Below are 15,951 nucleotides of genomic sequence, written 5' to 3'. Positions count from 1 at the left end.
TGAGCTGCCGTTTCACTGGACCATTGTTCCCTATTGGCGGCATCTGGGGACAGCAGACCCTCAACTGGACCGTCAGATAGGTGCGGTCTCGGCTCGCGGAACCCAACACGAACGCACATGATCGTCCACCATTCCGGTGGCCTGCATGAGTGCATATGCCGTGGTAGGCCCCACAAAACGGAACCCCCGACGTTTGAGTTCCTTGGCCATGGCGGTGCTCTCTTCGGTCACCGCGGGCACCTCCGAAAGAAGCTGTGGCCGGGCGCGGCGTTTCGGCGCAAACGACCACAGCAAGTCCGAAAGATCGGTGTCCAGATCGAGGACGGCGCGGGCATTGGAGATGGCCGACTCGATCTTGGCGCGGTTCCGCACGATCTCGGCATCCGCCATCAGCCGGGCAATGTCCTGGTCGGTGTATCGGGCAACTTTTTCGGGTCGGAAACCGTCGAACGCACGCCGGAAGCCCTCGCGTTTGCGCAAGATGGTTATCCAGGCCAGGCCGCTCTGGAAGGCCTCCAGGCATAGCCGCTCGAACAAGGCATCGCGGCCGTACAGCGGCCGTCCCCATTCGGTGTCGTGGTACTCGGTGTACAACGTGGATCCGGCCGAATCCACGGCCCAGGCACACCGGGTGGGTTCCTTACTCGGCATTGGCGTCGACGTTGTCTCGGGCGTCCCGCACCTCGTCCAGCTCGGCACGCAGGTCGTCGATCTGCCGGGCAAGCCGGTCCAGCACCCAGTCGACCTCGCTGGCCTTGTAGCCGCGGAACACCAGGGAGAACTTCACGGCGTCCACGTCGGCGCCGGTCACCTTGTCGGCCGGCAAGACGGTGGCGGTGGTGCCCTTGGGCAGCGGCGGCAGCTGCTCCCCGCGCCCGAACAGCATCGAGCCCAGCACGAACAGCACGGCGGCCACCGCGATGAGAACCAGCAGATACGTCAGTGCGAACGTCACGACACCGATCTTGCCAGCGAGGTCCGACATCCGGACCTACCGTGGCACTATGACCTCCTGGCGAGAGTTCACGCGGCTGGCTCCCACTATCGCCGAAGTCTTCACCCGCCGCCACGCTGATACCCGCAATCTGTGTTTCCTCTCGACGCTGCGGCGCAGCGGGGCCCCGCGCATCAGCCCGATGGAACCGCGCCTCTTCGAAGGAAGGCTCATCGTCGGCGGCATGCCCGGCACCACCAAACTCTCGGACCTGGCTCGCGATCCCCGTTTCGAGCTGCACACCGCAACCACCGACACCCATCTCACCCGGGGCGACGCGAAAGTCTGGGGCACCGTGCATGACGAGCAAGACCTAGAGCTGCACGCGAGATTTGCCGAACATCTCTATGCCACCATCGGATTCGATCTGCGCGGACGGCGATTCGCACCGTTCTACGTCGCCGATGTCGAGGGCGCATCAGCGGTACGACTCGAAGACGGCCACATGATCGTCACGGTCTGGTCGCCGACCGCGGGGGAACGCGAGATTCAGAAGACCTGACGCCTAGCGCAGGGTATTCATCGGTGGGCGATCCTCCAGCGAGACCGTCGAACTGCGTGGGGTGAATCCGTCACCGTCGGCGAAGAACTGTGTGATGCCCACACCCGAGTCCGGAATCCCACACCGTGACAGCATGGTGGCCATCACCTGCCGGCTCATCACACCGAGTTCGACCAGCGGCCGGTTGCGGTGGCTGCGTACTCCCAGATTCACCTGGGCGATAGAGCCCAGTCCCAGCTTGTCGTAGGTATCGATCAGCAGACCGATCTCCACGCCATATCCCGGCGCGAAGGGCACGGAGGACAGCAGCTCCCGGGTCCCGGCGTACTCGCCGCCCAGCGGCTGGACGACACAACTGAGTTCGGGCCGAAGTGCCGCGAGCATGGGCCGGGCCACCAGTTCGGTCACTCGCCCGCCGCCGTTGGCGTCCTCGGCCCCGCTGACCTTGAGGGGACGCCGATAGAAACCCTTGACCAGGTGAATGCCCTGCCCCAACAGCAGCGGCCCCAGCAGGTGTGGCACGAACATCGGATCGGGGTCGATCAGATCGGAGTCGACGAACGCGATGAGGTCACCGGTGGTCGCGGCCACCGACCGCCACAGCACCTCGCCCTTGCCCGGGTTCGGCGGTACCTCGGGCAGCGCCTGTTCCCGGCTGACCACCCGCGCACCCGCCGCCACTGCCCTGATGGCGGTGTCATCGGTAGAGCCCGAGTCCAGCACGATCAGCTCGTCCACCAGACCGCCCAGCAGCGGGCTGATGGTGTCGATCACGGCCGCGACGGTCTCCTGCTCGTTGAGCGCGGGCAGCACCACAGAAACGGTGCGTCCCTTCTTCGCGGCGATCAGCTGTTCGACGGTCCATTCGGGCCGGTTCCAGCTGTGGGTCTCCAGCCAGCCCGGGAGCTGTGGCGCCGGCGACATCCAGCTTGAGTCGATACCAACGGTTGAGGTCATGCCAACCCCCTCACTGTTCGCGCCGGTGGGCGGGTCCCGACGATGGAGCCCACCATTTCCAGCGTGCGGCGTGTGGGCCCGACCTCATGAACCCGGAACATGCGAGCACCCGCAGCAGCCGCCAGTGCGGTGGCGGCGAGGGTGCCCTCGAGTCGTTCCGTCAGTCCCACACCAAGAGTCTCCCCGATGAAATCCTTGTTGCTCAACGCCATCAACACGGGCCACCCGGTATTAACGAGATCGTTTACGTGGCGCAACAAAGCGAGCCCGTGGAAGGTGTTTTTGCCGAAGTCATGCGTCGGATCGATCAGAATCGCGTCCTTCGACACCCCCAGGGCGAGCGCCCGCTCGGCGGACGCGGTCACTTCGTCGAGCACCGCCCGCACGACGCCGTCGACCTCGGTTCCGTAATGGACGCGATACGGCCGGGTACGCGGTACCGCGCCACCGGTGTGGGAGCAAACCAATCCGGCGCCGTACGCGGCCGCCACGGCCGGTAGCTCGGGATCGGCACCCGCCCAGGTGTCGTTGATCAGATCGGCTCCTGCCGCACAGGCCTTCGCCGCAACCTCGGCGCGCCAGGTATCCACGCTGATCAGCAAGTCGGGGTGGGCGCCGCGCACCCATTCGATGAAGGGCACCACCCGCGCGATTTCGGCGTCGGCGTCGACGTTCTCCCCCGGGCCCGCCTTGACGCCACCGATGTCGACGACATCCGCACCATCGGCCACCGCTTGATGCACCGCCGCCTGCGCCGCCTCGTCGGTAAAGGTGGCGCCGCGGTCATAGAACGAGTCCGGTGTGCGGTTCACGATCGCCATGATGAGCGCACGATCGGTGCGGACGGGTCGTCCACAAAACGTCTCACGCACGTCCTCATTGTGCAGGGCAGCCCGCCTCGCCATGCGCCGAGTGTGAAGCTGCTGCGGGATTTGGACCGATTTCCCGCAACGGCTTCACTCTCGGCACGCGAAATGACTTGCGGGCCTCGGCAGTATGGGCACATGAGCGAGAGGCGATTCCTGGTCACCGGATCCTCGGGACATCTGGGTGAGGCACTGGTCCGCACGCTGCGGCGGGACGGCGTCGATGTCGTGGGAATCGATATCGCCGCGGGCCCGGCCACCGATATCGTCGGGTCGATCGCCGACCGTGGCCTGGTGGCTGAGGCGATGAGCGGGATGACCTCGGTACTGCACACCGCGACACTGCACAAGCCGCATATCGGGTCGCACCCGCGCACCGATTTCGTCGAGACCAATATTGAAGGCACGCTGTCCGTGCTGGAGGCGGCGGTTGCGGCGGGGGTACGCAGCTTTGTGTACACCAGCACAACCAGCGCCTTCGGTCATGCGCTGGTCGGGGCGCGCGAGGCGGCCTGGATCACCGAAGCCGTGGCCTCGGTGCCCAAGAACATCTATGGGGCCACCAAGACCGCAGCCGAGGACATCGCGCATGTAGTGCATCAGGACAGCGGCCTACCGGTGATCGTGCTGCGCACCTCGCGGTTCTTCCCCGAGCAGGACGACAACGACCGGGTGCGCAACCGCTACCGCGACGGCAACGTGAAGGCCAACGAGTACCTGTACCGGCGAGTGGATCTGGCCGATGTGGTCGACGCGCACCTGCTGGCCGCCGAACGCGGACCCGAGATCGGCTGGGCCAAGTACGTGATCTCGGCGACAACACCCTTCAGCCCGGGCGATGCCGCGCAGCTACGGACCGATCCGGGAGCCGTGGTGGCTCGTTACTTCCCGGAGCAGCCTGGCCTGTACGCGGCACGCGGATGGTCCATGTTCCCGACGATCGACAGGGTCTACGTCAACGCCAGGGCCCGCGACGATCTCGGCTGGCAACCACGGTACGACTACCGTCGCATCCTCGATTGTCTTGCCGCGGAACAAGATTTCCGCAGTCCGCTGGCGCGCGAGATAGGCGCAAAGGGATATCACGACGAGCCGACGGGCGTGTACACCACCTAGGCCAGCGCCTGAGTGACCTCCACATATCGACGCAGAAACGCCGTCTCGTCAAGACGTTTGCGCCGCATCCAGCTGGTCACCTCGGCATTGCATTTGCTGGAGTTGCACGACCCGCACGCCGGCACCACATTGGCTTGGGTGTACCTGCCGCCCCGCGAGATCGGCTGCACACAGTCGCGCTGCAACGCCGTTCCCGTCGCACCGCAGTAGGCACAGCCACCCCACGCCTGCACGAGCTGCGACCATTGAGCATCGGTGAGGTCGTTGTCGGCACGACTTACCCGTAGGCGGCGGCGTTTCGCTATCCGCGCACGACGAGTTCCGGCCATGCCTCGAACGTTATCCCGGCAAGCCAGCCGCGCCGGTTTACGACGCGCTAACCCTTGGGGCGCTGTCCGCCCGCCAGTTCCTCCGGGTACTCGGGATAGAACGGAACGTATCCCTCCGCACGGCCGGCCAGCACGTACAGCGGATCGGTCACCGATTCGCCGTACGCCTGCTCGCGCAGCTCCACTTTGCGACTCTTGAAGGTGGTGGTGTGCTCCAGGGTGTCCACGATCCGAATGAACAGCGGCAGCGCGTACGCGGGAAGATTCTGATACACGGTGTCGCTCAGAGCCTTTGGATCGAGCTCGACGCCATCGTGCAACTTGATGGCGGCCATTCCGGCGCGACCATCGGTACCGGGCACCTGCACGCCGAAGACCGTCGACTCCTCCACCGCGTCGTTGTGTTCGATCGCGGCCTCCACCTCGGTGGTGGCCACATTCTCACCCTTCCACCGGAAGGTGTCGCCGAGCCGGTCACCGAACGCCGCATGACCCCAGCCGAGGTTGCGCATCAGATCGCCTGTGTTGAACCAGGTGTCGCCCTTCTTGAAGGCGTCACGCACCAGCTTCTTCTCCGAGGCCGTCGGGTCGGTGTACCCGTCGAACGGCGCCAGGTCGGTCACCTTGCTCAGCAGCAGTCCCGACTCCCCAGGCCCGACCTTGGTCAGGAAACCCTTGTCGTTACGTACCGGTTCACCACTCTCGACGTCGTACTTGACGTACGCGATGGGCATCGGACAGATGCCCACGGTGCGGTCGATATTGAGCGCGTTGACAAATGCGGTGTTCGACTCGCTGGCCGAGTAGAACTCACAGACCCGCTTGATCCCGAATCGCGCGGTGAATTCGCCCCACAGCTCCGGCCGCAGGCCGTTACCGACGATGACGCGCACCCTGTGTTTGCGATCGGTGGGCTTCGGCGGCTGATTGAGCAGATAACGGCACAATTCTCCGATGTAAATGAAAGCCGTTGCACGACTGGCAATCACCTCGTCCCAGAACCGCGACACCGAGAACGACCGGCCGATCGCCAGGGTAGCTCCGGCATTGACGGTGGTGGACACGGCCAGGGTCAACGCGTTGTTGTGATACAACGGCAAGCAGCTGTACAGCACATCGTCAGGCCGCAACCGCAACGCCATGTCGCCGATACCCGACATACCCCGCAACCAGCGGTAGTGCGTCATCACGCTGGCCTTGGGCAGGCCGGTGGTGCCCGAGGTGAAAATGTAGAACGCGCGATCCTTGGTCATCACCGCTTCGGTGGCACTCGGATTGGCGGTAGGCGCCAAAACCGACATCCGGTCCAGCTCGTCGATGGTCAGCTGCGAGACCACATTGACGCCGGATTCGCTGATGGCTTCCTCGAACTCCGCCTCGGTGATCAGTAGTTTGGAATCAAGCAACCCGATGCTGTGGGCCAGCACATGGCCACGCTGGTTGTAGTTGAGCATGCCCGCGATGGCACCGAGCTTGACGGTCGCCAACATCAACAGCACTGTCTCGGGAGAGTTGCGCAGCATGATGCCGACCACGTCGCCACGCCCCACCCCCTGCGAGGCCAGGGTGGCGGCGTACCGATTGGCGGTGGCGTTGGCCTGCGCGTAGGTGATGTCCTGGCCCTCGAAACGCAAGAACACTCGGTCTGCGTGTTTGGCGGCGCGTTCGGCAAACACCCCGCCGATCGACCACCGCCCCTTGGGCGTGGACTTGATGCCGCTGAGGATGCCCCGCGCCATGATCGGCAGGTCGAGCGCCAAACCGGGCAGCTGCGCGAGCACATCGGTCAACCGGACGCGATCACGCGGATTCGACGGGATGGTGCTGCTTGCGGACATCTAGTTCTCCCTGTTGTCGGTCGTCCCGCGAGCGGGTCATCCCTGTTCTTACCGCCGAGTAGGCAATGGCTCACCGCATTGTTGACGAACGGCCAGGCCCCGTCAATCCGTTGGTTTACACGCGTCGAGCGCGGCGGCAATATCCGTGTGCACCAGCAGCCTGTCGCGGGCCGGTGCCGCCACGTACCCCTTGTCCTGAAGTTCATCGAGCCAGCGCAGCAGGCCCGTGTAGTGACCGTCGGGGTCCAGCAGCACCACCGGCTTGTCATGTAATCCCAGGTAACCGGCGGTCCAGGTCTCGAAGACCTCCTCGAGAGTGCCGATTCCGCCGGGCAGCGTGATGAAGGCGTCGGATCGATCCTCCATGATCTGCTTGCGTTCGCGCATGGTGGTGGTGACCACTAGCTCGTCGGCGTCGGTGTCGGCGACCTCACGGTGCACAAGCGTCTTCGGAATGACGCCGATGGTGCGCCCGCCTGCGGCCCGTGCCGCGTGGGCGACAGCGCCCATCGCCGACACATTCCCGCCCCCGGACACCAGGGTCCAGCCCCGTTCGGCGATGGCGGTACCCAGACGGGTCGCCAGATCCAAGAGCTCGGGGTGACGTGGACCCGAGGCGCAGTACACACAGACCGACAGGGGCTGATTCATCGGTGGTTCCCATTCCCGTTCACGGCGGACGCCAGAATGATGTCGACGGCCTCGTCGACACTGTCAGTGATCGAGAGCAGCGCAATGTCCTGCTCCCCGACCTTGCCTGCGGGCAACATGGTGCCGCGGATCCAATCGAGCAGGCCCGACCAGTACTCGGTGCCGAGCAGGATGATCGGAAACCGTGTCACCTTGCGCGTCTGCACCAGGGTCAGCGCCTCGAAAAGTTCGTCGAGGGTGCCGAATCCGCCGGGCAAACAGACAAAGGCCTGCGCGTATTTGACGAACATCGTCTTGCGAACGAAGAAGTAACGGAAGTTGATGCCTAGGTCCACCCATTCGTTGAGGCCCTGCTCGAACGGCAGCTCGATGCCCAGCCCCACCGAGTAGCCACCCGATTCACTGGCGCCCCGGTTGGCGGCCTCCATGGCGCCAGGGCCACCCCCGGTGATGACGGCGTAGCCGGCATTCACCAGCGCGGTGCCCAGATCCCGCCCCAGCCGGTATTCAGGTGAATCCGGCTTTGTCCTTGCCGAACCGAAAACCGTTACCGCCTTAGGTGTTTGCGCCAGCGCGTCGAATCCCTCCACGAATTCGCTCTGAATGCGCAACACCCGCCATTGATCAGTGTGTGTCCACGCTCCGGATTCGTGGCTGTCCAGCAGGCGCTGGTCGGCGGTGGTTATCTCACACCGGTCGCGGCGCAGCCGAACCGGTCCGTGGAGTTGGGTTTGGGGTTGATCGGGCACCTAGCCAGCCTAGGGGCCGCCGGCAACTCAATTCCCGCGGGACAGCTCGCCCAGCAGCGCCAGCGTGCGAGCTTCGTCCTGCGGGCCGCCCAACTCGGTATGGCTGGCGAACACTTCGGTGGCCCCGGCGTCGAAGTACCGTTGCAGTTCGGTGGCCACGTGCTGCTCATCGCCGATGATCGCCAGCTCGCCGGTGTGCTGAACACCCTCGGCGTCAAGCACTTTCCGGTAGGACGGGATATTTTCGTAGAAGGCCATGTCTTCGATGGCCAGCGCCCGCACGCGTTCCGGTTCCGAGGTGACGACGACGGCGACACCGGCGATAACGCGGGGCCGTGGCCGTCCGGCCCGCTCGGCAGCGGCGCTGATAACGGGCACGACCTCCTGACCGAGCGCGCGGGGGCCGGCATGCAGCGGGATGGTGCCGTCCGCCAGTTCGCCGGTCGCGCGCAGGGCCTGCGGCGCCATGGCCGCGACCAATACCGGGATGTTCTCACCGCCCGGCTGTGAGGTCGTGAACTGTGGTGCGACGGTGAGGGTTTGGCCGTGAAAGTCCGCGGTTCCGGCGTCCAGCAGCTGCCGCAGGGTGATCAGGTATTCACGCAGGCGCCGGATCGGTTTGTCCACATGCAAGCCGTAGCTCGGGCCTTCGATCACAGGTGCGCCGAGCCCCAATCCCAACTGGAATCTGCCGTGCGTGGCGGCCTGCGCGGTTTGCGCGGCCGCCGACACCTCGATGGGGTGGCGTGGATTGATCGGAATGACCGATACCCCCACCGTCACGTCGGGAACCGTCTGCCCCACAACGGCGGCCATGGTGATCGAGTCGTAGTGGTACATCTGCCCCAGCCAGAGTGTGCGAACACCGGCCTCGGCCACCCTGCGCGCGTGCGCAATGAATGTGTCGACGAGGTTTGTGGAGTTCTGCACGCTGAGGGGTCGGCCGATGGCCACGCCAAGTTTCACGTCTCGGCCAACCCGCCGCCGTCGGTTCGCTATTCCCGCTCCGGGTGCGGCAGCAAGAAGGCCAGCACTATCGCCAGAATCGGCGCGACGCAAAGGGTCGTCAGCACCGCCTGCGGCCCGTGGTGATCGGCAAGTACGCCCAGCAGCGGAACGAAGAATCCGCCGATGCTGACCGCTAGGCCCAGCGTGACGCCCGCGGCTGTGCCGGGACGTGTCGGCAGATAGTCCTGGCCCAGTTTCACCAGCACGGCGAACGGGATGTTGACGGTTATGCCGACGACGGCGGCCAGCGCCAGCGCGATCCACGGCTGCGGGCATATCCGCAGCGCGACGAACGCGGGGATCGCGACGATACTGCCCACTCGGATGGTGGCGATCATGCCGAGGCGGTCGCTGATGCGGCCGCCCAGCAGTGTGCCGATCACACCGCCGCCCAGGAACATCGCCAGCCCCACACCGCCCACCGCCGCGGAAACATCAAGGTGATCGATCAGGTATAGCGCGATGAAGGTGTTCATGCCGAAGTAGACGGCCGAGCGCACCACCTCTACGGCGACCAAAATCGAGAATGCGCCCCAACGATCATTGCCCGTCAGCTGCCGGTCCACCGAATTCGCCGAACCCTGGCGAAGTTGATAGCGCCAGAGTACGAATCCCATGATGACGGCGGGCGGGATGAACCAGGCCGTGGCGCCCAGGCCCGCAGACACCAGCGCGGGTGTCACCAGCGCCGGCGCCAGAAAGAAACCGACGCTGCCGCCCGCGGCGAACAGGCTCATCGCGGTGGCGCTGTCACCCGCGTCGCGGCGGGCGTCGCGCCCCGCAGCGGGATGGAAGGCCGCCACCCCCAGTCCGGAGACGAGCAGCATCGTCCAGACCAACCAGTAGCCGGGTACCAGTCCGGCGAGGCCGGCGCCTATTCCGGCCGCGGCCAGGCCCGCCGGCGCCATCCACAGCAGTCGCCAGCGATCGGCGATGAGACCGAGCAGCGGCTGGGGCAGCGCGCTTCCCAGCGTCGCGGCGAGCGCCAGACCCGATGCTGCCGCATAGCTGTAGTGACGCTCTAGCACGAAGAACGGGATGGCCGCGGGCACCAGGCCCTGGTAGAAGTCGTCGACAGCATGCGCGATCACCCAGTACCGCATGCGATTCCACGCCGACACGGGTGTTGGCGTAATCCGCCGGTCATGCCGCACGGTCAGCTGTTCATCGTTCGCCAAATCGGTCACGAGGGACGAGATTATGGGTTTGCCGAGCCGTAAGCCTCCGATAAAATGCCATCTTGTGTTGATTAACCGCCACCTCACCGGGGTGATGTCGGTGGCCGGTGGTCATCGCATCAACCGCCATTGGCATCAGGAACACCAAATCGTGTATCCGGCCAGCGGCGTTCTGGCAGTCACCACCGATGAAGGAACCTGGATCGCACCCCCGAACCGCGCGTTGTGGATACCGTCCGGTGCCGGTCACGAGCACCGCTTCTATGGCCCCACCCAGTTTCATTCGGTGGCTTTCGATCCCGGTGTCTACCCGGTGGAGCTGGCCAGCCCGACCGTCATCGCGGTGTCACCTCTGCTGCGCGAACTCATCATCACGTGTTCTGACCCTGGTGATCTGCCCGAGGAGGAAGTCGCCCGGTTGCGCGTCGTGCTCATCGACCAACTCCGGCACAGCCCCGAACAGGCCCTCAGGCTGCCCACCCCCCACGATGAGCGCTTGGCCGAGGCGTGCGCACTGGTGGAGGAAGATCTGACCCAGGTGTGGACGGTGGCCGACCTCGGGCGGCGGGTGGGGGCCAGCGAGCGCACGCTGACCAGGTTGTTCCGTACCGATATGGGCATGACGTATCCGCAGTGGCGTACCCAGATCCGCCTCCATCACGCGTTGCGGCTACTCGCCGAGGATCGTCCGGTGACCTACGTGGCGCATCAATGCGGTTGGGCCACACCGAGCGCATTCATCGACGTGTATCGACGCACGCTCGGTCAGACACCCGGAACGTACGCCGCACCCGTCACACGGTGAGATAACGCCGAAGTACCTCGGTGACGGCGGTGATCTGCTGGACGGGAACGTGTTCGCCGCGGGTATGTGCCAAGTTGGGATCGCCGGGCCCGTAGTTGACCGCGGCGATACCGCGCGCCGCGAACCGGGACACGTCGGTCCAGCCATACTTCGCCCGCACCACTCCCCCTGCCGCACCGACCAATTCGGCGGCGGCGGGGCGGTCCAGGCCGGGCAGCGCTCCGGCGGCCGAGTCGGTGAGTTCGATCTGGACATCGAGCCCGTCGAATACCTCATGCACGTGCACGAGCGCCTGCTCGGGGCTGCGATCGGGAGCGAACCGGAAATTCACAGTGACCGCCGCCTCATCGGGAATCACGTTCCCGGCGACTCCGCCATCGATCCGTACCGCGGATAATCCTTCCCGATACTGACAGCCATCGATATCGACGATGCGCGCCCGGTAAGCGGCCAGCCTGTCCAGTACAGCGGCCAGTTTGTGAATGGCGTTGTCCCCCAGCCAGGATCTCGCCGAGTGCGCGCGGGTGCCCCTGGTCCGGATGACGACCCGCAGGGTGCCCTGACAGCCCGCTTCGATGAGTCCGGCGGTCGGCTCGCCCAGGATGGCCAGGTCTGCGTCGAGCCAGTCGGGCAGTTCGCGTTCGATGCGGCCCAGCCCGTTGGCCGAGGACTCGATCTCCTCGCAGTCGTAGAACACCAGCGTAAGGTCCACCCGGGGTGTCACGGTGGCGGCCAGATGCAGGAATACGGCGTCCCCGGATTTCATGTCGACGGTGCCGCAGCCGTGCAGGATCTCTCCCTCGTGCCTGCTGGGCACGTTATCGGCGGCGGGCACGGTATCCAGGTGCCCGGCCAGCATGACCCGGGTACCGAGCCCGTTATTCGTACGGGCCAGCACCGCGTTGCCGTTACGGATGACCTCGAAACCACTGGTCTGTTCCCGCAGCGCCACCTCGACCGCATCGGCGATCTGGGCCTCGTGACGGGACTCACTGGGGATGTCTACCAGGGCAGCCGTCAGGGCGATCGGGTCACCAGCGAGTTCAAGCGCCACCGGTTCAGGCTAGCGTGTACACCGTGAGCGGAGCAGTAGCACTTGGCCTGGCGACCATCGCGGCGGACGGATCGGTTCTGGATACCTGGTTCCCGGCCCCCGAATTGACCGACACCCCCGGCACCCCCGGCACCGAACGGGTCTTCGAGCCCGACGCGCCCGCGGAGTTGTCCGGGCTGGCTGGCTCAGACCCCGATCGTGGCGTCGAGAAGGTGTTGGTACGCACCACGATTGGCTCGCTGGAAGACAAGCCCGTCGATGCCTACGACGCTTACCTGCGCTTGCATCTGCTCTCGCACCGTCTGATCCAGCCACACGGCGCCAGCGTGGACGGACTGTTCGGCGTGCTCACCAATGTGGTCTGGACGAACTTCGGCCCCTGCGCGGTCGAGGGATTCGAGGCGGTGCGCGCAAGGCTTAAGGCGCGCGCCGGCGCGCATAGCTCGGTCACGGTGTTCGGCATCGATAAATTCCCCCGCATGGTCGACTACGTGGTGCCCACCGGCGTGCGTATCGCCGACGCCGACCGCGTACGCCTGGGCGCGCACCTGGCGCCCGGCACGACCGTGATGCACGAGGGTTTCGTGAACTTCAACGCCGGCACGCTGGGCGCGTCGATGGTGGAGGGCCGTATCTCGGCCGGCGTTGTGGTGGGCGACGGCTCCGATATCGGCGGCGGCGCATCGATCATGGGCACCCTGTCCGGCGGCGGCAGCCAGGTGATCTCGGTCGGTCAGCGCTCGCTGCTGGGCGCCAACTCCGGTCTGGGCATCAGCCTGGGCGATGACTGCATCATCGAGGCCGGGCTGTATGTCACGGCGGGAACCAAGGTCGCTACACCGGACGGTAAGACCATCAAGGCATTGGAGCTGTCTGGCGCCAATAACCTGCTGTTCCGGCGTAATTCGCAGACCGGCGCGGTTGAGGTGGTATCGCGCGACGGCGGCGCGTTCGAGTTGAACGCGGCGCTGCACGCCAACTAGTACTCGATGTCCCCGCCGCCGGAAGAGGCCGACTCGCCTTCGAACACCGTGGCGCAGCGATCGCGGCTGGCACGGGGCGCACTGCTGTCACTGAAAGTGCTCGGCGCGTTGGTGATGGCGGTTCTCATGGTGGTCGGCACGGCGACGGCACTGATCGCGTATCAGGGAAAGCGTGCCCCGGCGGGTAATCACGAATATGTGGCACTGGGCAGTTCGTTCGGTGCGGGTCCCGGCGTACCCGACCGCGACCCGACGAGCCCCATTCTTTGTATTCGCTCGGACAACAACTATCCGCACCAGCTGGCCAGATTGCGCCACCTGGGCCTCACCGATGTCACCTGCTCCGGGGCCACTGCCCAGAATGTCTTGCACGGAGGGCAGCACTTTCAGCCACCGCAGCTCGACGCGGTCGTCGACACCACCAAACTTGTCACCATCACCGCGGGTGGAAACGATATCTACTATCTGCCCAATCTCGTCGCCTGGGCATGCGCGAAAGATCCCGGCGCCTTGTCCTTCTCATGGCGGCTGAGCGTCTGCACCATCCGGCCCGACGATGAGGTCGACACGGCGGCAACACAAGTGGGTGCGAGCCTGCAACAGATTGGCCGGGAAGCGCACCGGCGTGCGCCGCATGCCACCGTCGTCTTTGTCGATTACATGACGGTGCTGCCAGACGCGGGATACTGCCCGGACAAGCTACCCATCACCAGCGCCCAATTCGACCGTGCCCGGTTCCTGGCGAAAACGCTTGCGGCCAAGACGAAAGAGGCAGCACAGGCGACGGGGGCTCTCTTCGTATCGGCATCCGATCTGACTCGTGGGCACGATATTTGTTCCGCGGACCCCTGGGTCTACGGCTACACGTTCCCGGCGACCCCGCTGAATTACGGGCCCATGGCCTTCCACCCGACGTTGCGCGCGATGACCGTGATCGCCGCGGGGATCAATAAGGCCCTCACCCGCAGGTAAGTTCTACCGCCAGGCGTACAGATCGCGTAGGAGCGCGATCTCCGCCCCGTGGTGCAGCAGTTCCCGATTGATATGCAGCGCCAGTGTCAGGAATGGTTTCTCGGCCCAGGGCCCCTCCGCCGGACCGACCGGCGCGGCCAGTGCGGCCTCGTCCTTACTCAGCACACCATCGCGCCATGCCGTGTACATGGAGTCAAGACGCCCCAGCGCATCGGCGGCGGTGACCGGGTAGTCGTAGCTCATGTAATCGACGGGCGGTCCGCCGAAATGACTCGCGATACGTGCCCCGAGCACGCCGACGATGATGTGGCCGAGCCGCCAGCCGATCGTCGTGACCGGCGCGGGTTCGGGAGGCGGAGCGGCGAATTCGATCACATAGTCGCCCGAACCGCCCTGCAGTGGCGTGGTCGCGGTGCCACGCGGCCGCAGGCTCCAACAGCCGCGCACAGGTTCCCAGAAATACTCATCATCGGTCAGACCATCGAACCGGGGCCGCAGCTGAGACGTCCAGTGCCAGTCGATCTGGTCGACGACCTCTGCGGCCACCTTCATGTGATCAACTCCTTCTTGAGGACCTTGCCCATCGCGTTCCGGGGTAACGCGTCGACCCGCCGAACCTCACGGGGACGCTTGTGCACCGAAAGCTGCTGCGCCACGAAGCCGATCACGTCATCTTCTGCCACATCACCGACAACGTAGGCGACGATCCGTTGTCCCAGGTCGTCATCGGGGACCCCCACCACCGCAACTTCCACGATGCCTGGATGCCCTAGCAGCACGGTCTCGATTTCACCGGCGCCGATTCGGTAGCCGCCGGACTTGATGAGGTCGACCGATTCGCGGCCGACGATGCGGTGCATTCCCCCGGCATCGATGACGGCGACATCACCGGTGCGGTACCAGCCATCCTCCGTGAGTACCTCGGCCGTCTTCTCGGGCAGGTTGTGATAGCCACTGAATAATGTGGGGCCCTGAATCTGCAGCTGGCCCACGGTTTCCCCGTCGTGGGCGGCCGGAGACCCATTCTCTGCCAGCAGACGGGTCCGGACACCGGTCAGCGGGTGGCCAACCCAGCCGGCGCGCCGTTCTCCATCGGCACGGGTGGAAAGTGTGATGACGGTTTCGGTGGCCCCATAGCGCTCGATGGGCGCATGCCCGGTAAGTCGGCATAGCTCGTCGAACACAGGCACCGGCAGTGGCGCACTGCCGGATACCAGCAGGCGCGCGGTAGACAGTGCGCGCGCACAGGATTCATCGCCGGCCACCCGCAACCATACCGTCGGCACGCCGAAGTACAGGCTGCCTCGTGCCGCCGCGTAGGCCTCTGGTGTGGGCTTGACGGTATGCACGAACCGATTACCCACTCGCAATGAACCCAGCAGGCCGAGCACCAGCCCGTGCACGTGAAATAGCGGAAGACCATGCACCAGCACGTCGTCGGCAGTCCATTCCCACGCGTCCGCAAGACCGTCGAGGCTGGCAGCGAGCGCACGCCGGCTCAGTCGCACGCCCTTCGGTGCACCGGTGGTTCCCGAGGTATACACGATGAGCGCAGTCGACTCGGGATTCGGTTCGGAATATTGATGCCATGAGCGTGCGTGCCGGCGCACCGGCACGTGGGGCAATCCCTCTGACTCGTCCGGGGATTCACCCAGCCAGGCCACCGCGGCGCTGTCGGCCAGAATGTGGCGTCGTTCGGCAATCCCGACGTCTGCGGGTACCGGGACGATCGGCACGCCCGCGATGAGTCCGGCGACCACCGCCAGAACCGTGTCGATGCTGGGGCGGGCGAGCACCGCGATCGGTCCTGAAGCCCCGCCGATGCGCTCGGCGGCGGCCGTCGCAGCACCCACGAGGTCACCGCGCCCCCAGCTGTCCTCACCGATACGGACCGCGTCCGCTAGATCAGGCGACTTGGGGTGAAGCGACGTAAGCAGCATGAAGCCAGC

18 protein-coding genes are annotated in these 15,951 nt (G+C 65.5%); 5 read left to right on the top strand and 13 right to left on the bottom strand.

Annotated features, from left to right (window positions below; translation table 11 throughout):
• Positions 1–72 precede the first annotated feature (72 nt).
• Together MAB_RS06970 and MAB_RS06965 are read right to left on the bottom strand one after the other, a co-directional pair.
• Entirely contained in the window at positions 73–651 is a 579-nt protein-coding gene (locus tag MAB_RS06970) for a DNA-3-methyladenine glycosylase I (RefSeq protein WP_005114103.1), read from the bottom strand.
• On the bottom strand, positions 641–955 hold the full coding sequence (locus MAB_RS06965) for a DivIVA domain-containing protein (protein WP_012296422.1): 315 nt from the start codon (positions 953–955) through the stop codon (positions 641–643). The genes MAB_RS06970 and MAB_RS06965 overlap by 11 nt, the downstream gene beginning before the upstream one ends.
• Before the next feature lie 49 nt (positions 956–1,004).
• Between MAB_RS06965 and MAB_RS06960 the strand changes: the two genes are divergently transcribed.
• Positions 1,005–1,496 (top strand): pyridoxamine 5'-phosphate oxidase family protein, encoded by a 492-nt coding sequence (locus tag MAB_RS06960; protein WP_005088052.1) that lies wholly within the window; start codon positions 1,005–1,007, stop codon positions 1,494–1,496.
• Positions 1,497–1,499: 3 nt separating this feature from the next.
• Here MAB_RS06960 and MAB_RS06955 read toward each other — a convergent pair whose 3' ends face one another.
• Together MAB_RS06955 and folP are read right to left on the bottom strand one after the other, a co-directional pair.
• Positions 1,500–2,453 (bottom strand): glucosyl-3-phosphoglycerate synthase, encoded by a 954-nt coding sequence (locus tag MAB_RS06955; RefSeq protein WP_005084466.1) that lies wholly within the window; start codon positions 2,451–2,453, stop codon positions 1,500–1,502.
• Entirely contained in the window at positions 2,450–3,325 is an 876-nt protein-coding gene (folP, locus tag MAB_RS06950; RefSeq protein WP_005114102.1) for a dihydropteroate synthase, read from the bottom strand. The genes MAB_RS06955 and folP overlap by 4 nt, the downstream gene beginning before the upstream one ends.
• Before the next feature lie 132 nt (positions 3,326–3,457).
• Here folP and MAB_RS06945 point away from each other — a divergent pair, with 132 nt between their 5' ends.
• On the top strand, positions 3,458–4,435 hold the full coding sequence (locus MAB_RS06945) for an NAD-dependent epimerase/dehydratase family protein (protein ID WP_005110075.1): 978 nt from the start codon (positions 3,458–3,460) through the stop codon (positions 4,433–4,435).
• On the opposite strand, the gene MAB_RS06940 is transcribed toward MAB_RS06945, so the two are convergent.
• The 6 genes from MAB_RS06940 to MAB_RS06915 all read right to left on the bottom strand — a co-directional run bounded on the left by MAB_RS06940 (position 4,432) and on the right by MAB_RS06915 (position 10,197).
• The gene (locus tag MAB_RS06940) at positions 4,432–4,764 is read right to left on the bottom strand and encodes an HNH endonuclease (RefSeq protein ID WP_005084459.1); all 333 of its coding nucleotides are present in this window, start codon (positions 4,762–4,764) and stop codon (positions 4,432–4,434) included. The genes MAB_RS06945 and MAB_RS06940 overlap by 4 nt on opposite strands.
• A 47-nt stretch (positions 4,765–4,811) precedes the next feature.
• Positions 4,812–6,602 carry a long-chain-acyl-CoA synthetase FadD6 gene (fadD6, locus tag MAB_RS06935; RefSeq protein ID WP_005074247.1) on the bottom strand — a complete coding sequence of 597 codons (1,791 nt, stop codon included), beginning with the start codon at positions 6,600–6,602 and terminating at the stop codon, positions 4,812–4,814.
• 102 nt (positions 6,603–6,704) lie between these two features.
• Positions 6,705–7,253: an LOG family protein gene (locus MAB_RS06930; RefSeq protein ID WP_005088046.1), complete on the bottom strand. Its 549-nt coding sequence runs from the start codon at positions 7,251–7,253 to the stop codon at positions 6,705–6,707.
• Positions 7,250–8,002, bottom strand: coding sequence for an LOG family protein (locus MAB_RS06925; RefSeq protein ID WP_005074240.1), 753 nt, complete (start codon positions 8,000–8,002; stop codon positions 7,250–7,252). The genes MAB_RS06930 and MAB_RS06925 overlap by 4 nt, the downstream gene beginning before the upstream one ends.
• Positions 8,003–8,029: 27 nt before the next feature.
• Positions 8,030–8,968 (bottom strand): TIGR03564 family F420-dependent LLM class oxidoreductase, encoded by a 939-nt coding sequence (locus MAB_RS06920; protein ID WP_005088045.1) that lies wholly within the window; start codon positions 8,966–8,968, stop codon positions 8,030–8,032.
• 29 nt (positions 8,969–8,997) lie between these two features.
• On the bottom strand, positions 8,998–10,197 hold the full coding sequence (locus MAB_RS06915; RefSeq protein WP_005114987.1) for an MFS transporter: 1,200 nt from the start codon (positions 10,195–10,197) through the stop codon (positions 8,998–9,000).
• Positions 10,198–10,252: 55 nt separating this feature from the next.
• On the opposite strand from MAB_RS06915, the gene MAB_RS06910 reads away from it, so the two are divergent.
• Positions 10,253–10,993, top strand: a complete 741-nt coding sequence (locus MAB_RS06910; protein ID WP_005110072.1) for an AraC family transcriptional regulator — start codon at positions 10,253–10,255, stop codon at positions 10,991–10,993.
• Here MAB_RS06910 and dapE read toward each other — a convergent pair.
• Positions 10,983–12,047 (bottom strand): succinyl-diaminopimelate desuccinylase, encoded by a 1,065-nt coding sequence (gene dapE, locus MAB_RS06905; protein WP_005092984.1) that lies wholly within the window; start codon positions 12,045–12,047, stop codon positions 10,983–10,985. The genes MAB_RS06910 and dapE overlap by 11 nt on opposite strands.
• A gap of 23 nt (positions 12,048–12,070) precedes the next feature.
• Here dapE and dapD point away from each other — a divergent pair, with 23 nt between their 5' ends.
• Positions 12,071–13,030 carry a 2,3,4,5-tetrahydropyridine-2,6-dicarboxylate N-succinyltransferase gene (gene dapD / locus MAB_RS06900; protein WP_005084448.1) on the top strand — a complete coding sequence of 320 codons (960 nt, stop codon included), beginning with the start codon at positions 12,071–12,073 and terminating at the stop codon, positions 13,028–13,030.
• A gap of 6 nt (positions 13,031–13,036) precedes the next feature.
• On the top strand, positions 13,037–14,002 hold the full coding sequence (locus MAB_RS06895) for an SGNH/GDSL hydrolase family protein (RefSeq protein WP_005110071.1): 966 nt from the start codon (positions 13,037–13,039) through the stop codon (positions 14,000–14,002).
• 3 nt (positions 14,003–14,005) lie between these two features.
• On the opposite strand, the gene MAB_RS06890 is transcribed toward MAB_RS06895, so the two are convergent.
• Entirely contained in the window at positions 14,006–14,554 is a 549-nt protein-coding gene (locus tag MAB_RS06890) for a DinB family protein (RefSeq protein WP_005092983.1), read from the bottom strand.
• Positions 14,551–15,942, bottom strand: a complete 1,392-nt coding sequence (locus MAB_RS06885) for an acyl-CoA synthetase (RefSeq protein WP_005110070.1) — start codon at positions 15,940–15,942, stop codon at positions 14,551–14,553. Before MAB_RS06885 ends, MAB_RS06890 begins: the two co-directional genes overlap by 4 nt.
• Positions 15,943–15,951: the final 9 nt, after the last annotated feature.

Origin of the sequence: Mycobacteroides abscessus ATCC 19977, from assembly GCF_000069185.1 — a bacterium.
GTDB classification, from domain to species: Bacteria; Actinomycetota; Actinomycetes; order Mycobacteriales; family Mycobacteriaceae; genus Mycobacterium; species Mycobacterium abscessus.
This window is presented reverse-complemented; position numbering and strand designations above follow the sequence as displayed.

Excerpts from the sequence above, each read along its gene's own strand:
- MAB_RS06970 (WP_005114103.1), bottom strand. The coding sequence starts at position 651 with ATGCCGAGTAAGGAACCCACCCGGTGTGCCTGGGCCGTGGATTCGGCC.
- MAB_RS06960 (WP_005088052.1), top strand. The coding sequence starts at position 1,005 with ATGACCTCCTGGCGAGAGTTCACGCGGCTGGCTCCCACTATCGCCGAA.
- MAB_RS06955 (WP_005084466.1), bottom strand. The coding sequence starts at position 2,453 with ATGACCTCAACCGTTGGTATCGACTCAAGCTGGATGTCGCCGGCGCCA.
- MAB_RS06945 (WP_005110075.1), top strand. The coding sequence starts at position 3,458 with ATGAGCGAGAGGCGATTCCTGGTCACCGGATCCTCGGGACATCTGGGT.
- MAB_RS06940 (WP_005084459.1), bottom strand. The coding sequence starts at position 4,764 with ATGGCCGGAACTCGTCGTGCGCGGATAGCGAAACGCCGCCGCCTACGG.
- fadD6 (WP_005074247.1), bottom strand. The coding sequence starts at position 6,602 with ATGTCCGCAAGCAGCACCATCCCGTCGAATCCGCGTGATCGCGTCCGG.
- MAB_RS06930 (WP_005088046.1), bottom strand. The coding sequence starts at position 7,253 with ATGAATCAGCCCCTGTCGGTCTGTGTGTACTGCGCCTCGGGTCCACGT.
- MAB_RS06895 (WP_005110071.1), top strand. The coding sequence starts at position 13,037 with ATGTCCCCGCCGCCGGAAGAGGCCGACTCGCCTTCGAACACCGTGGCG.
- MAB_RS06890 (WP_005092983.1), bottom strand. The coding sequence starts at position 14,554 with ATGAAGGTGGCCGCAGAGGTCGTCGACCAGATCGACTGGCACTGGACG.
- MAB_RS06885 (WP_005110070.1), bottom strand. The coding sequence starts at position 15,942 with ATGCTGCTTACGTCGCTTCACCCCAAGTCGCCTGATCTAGCGGACGCG.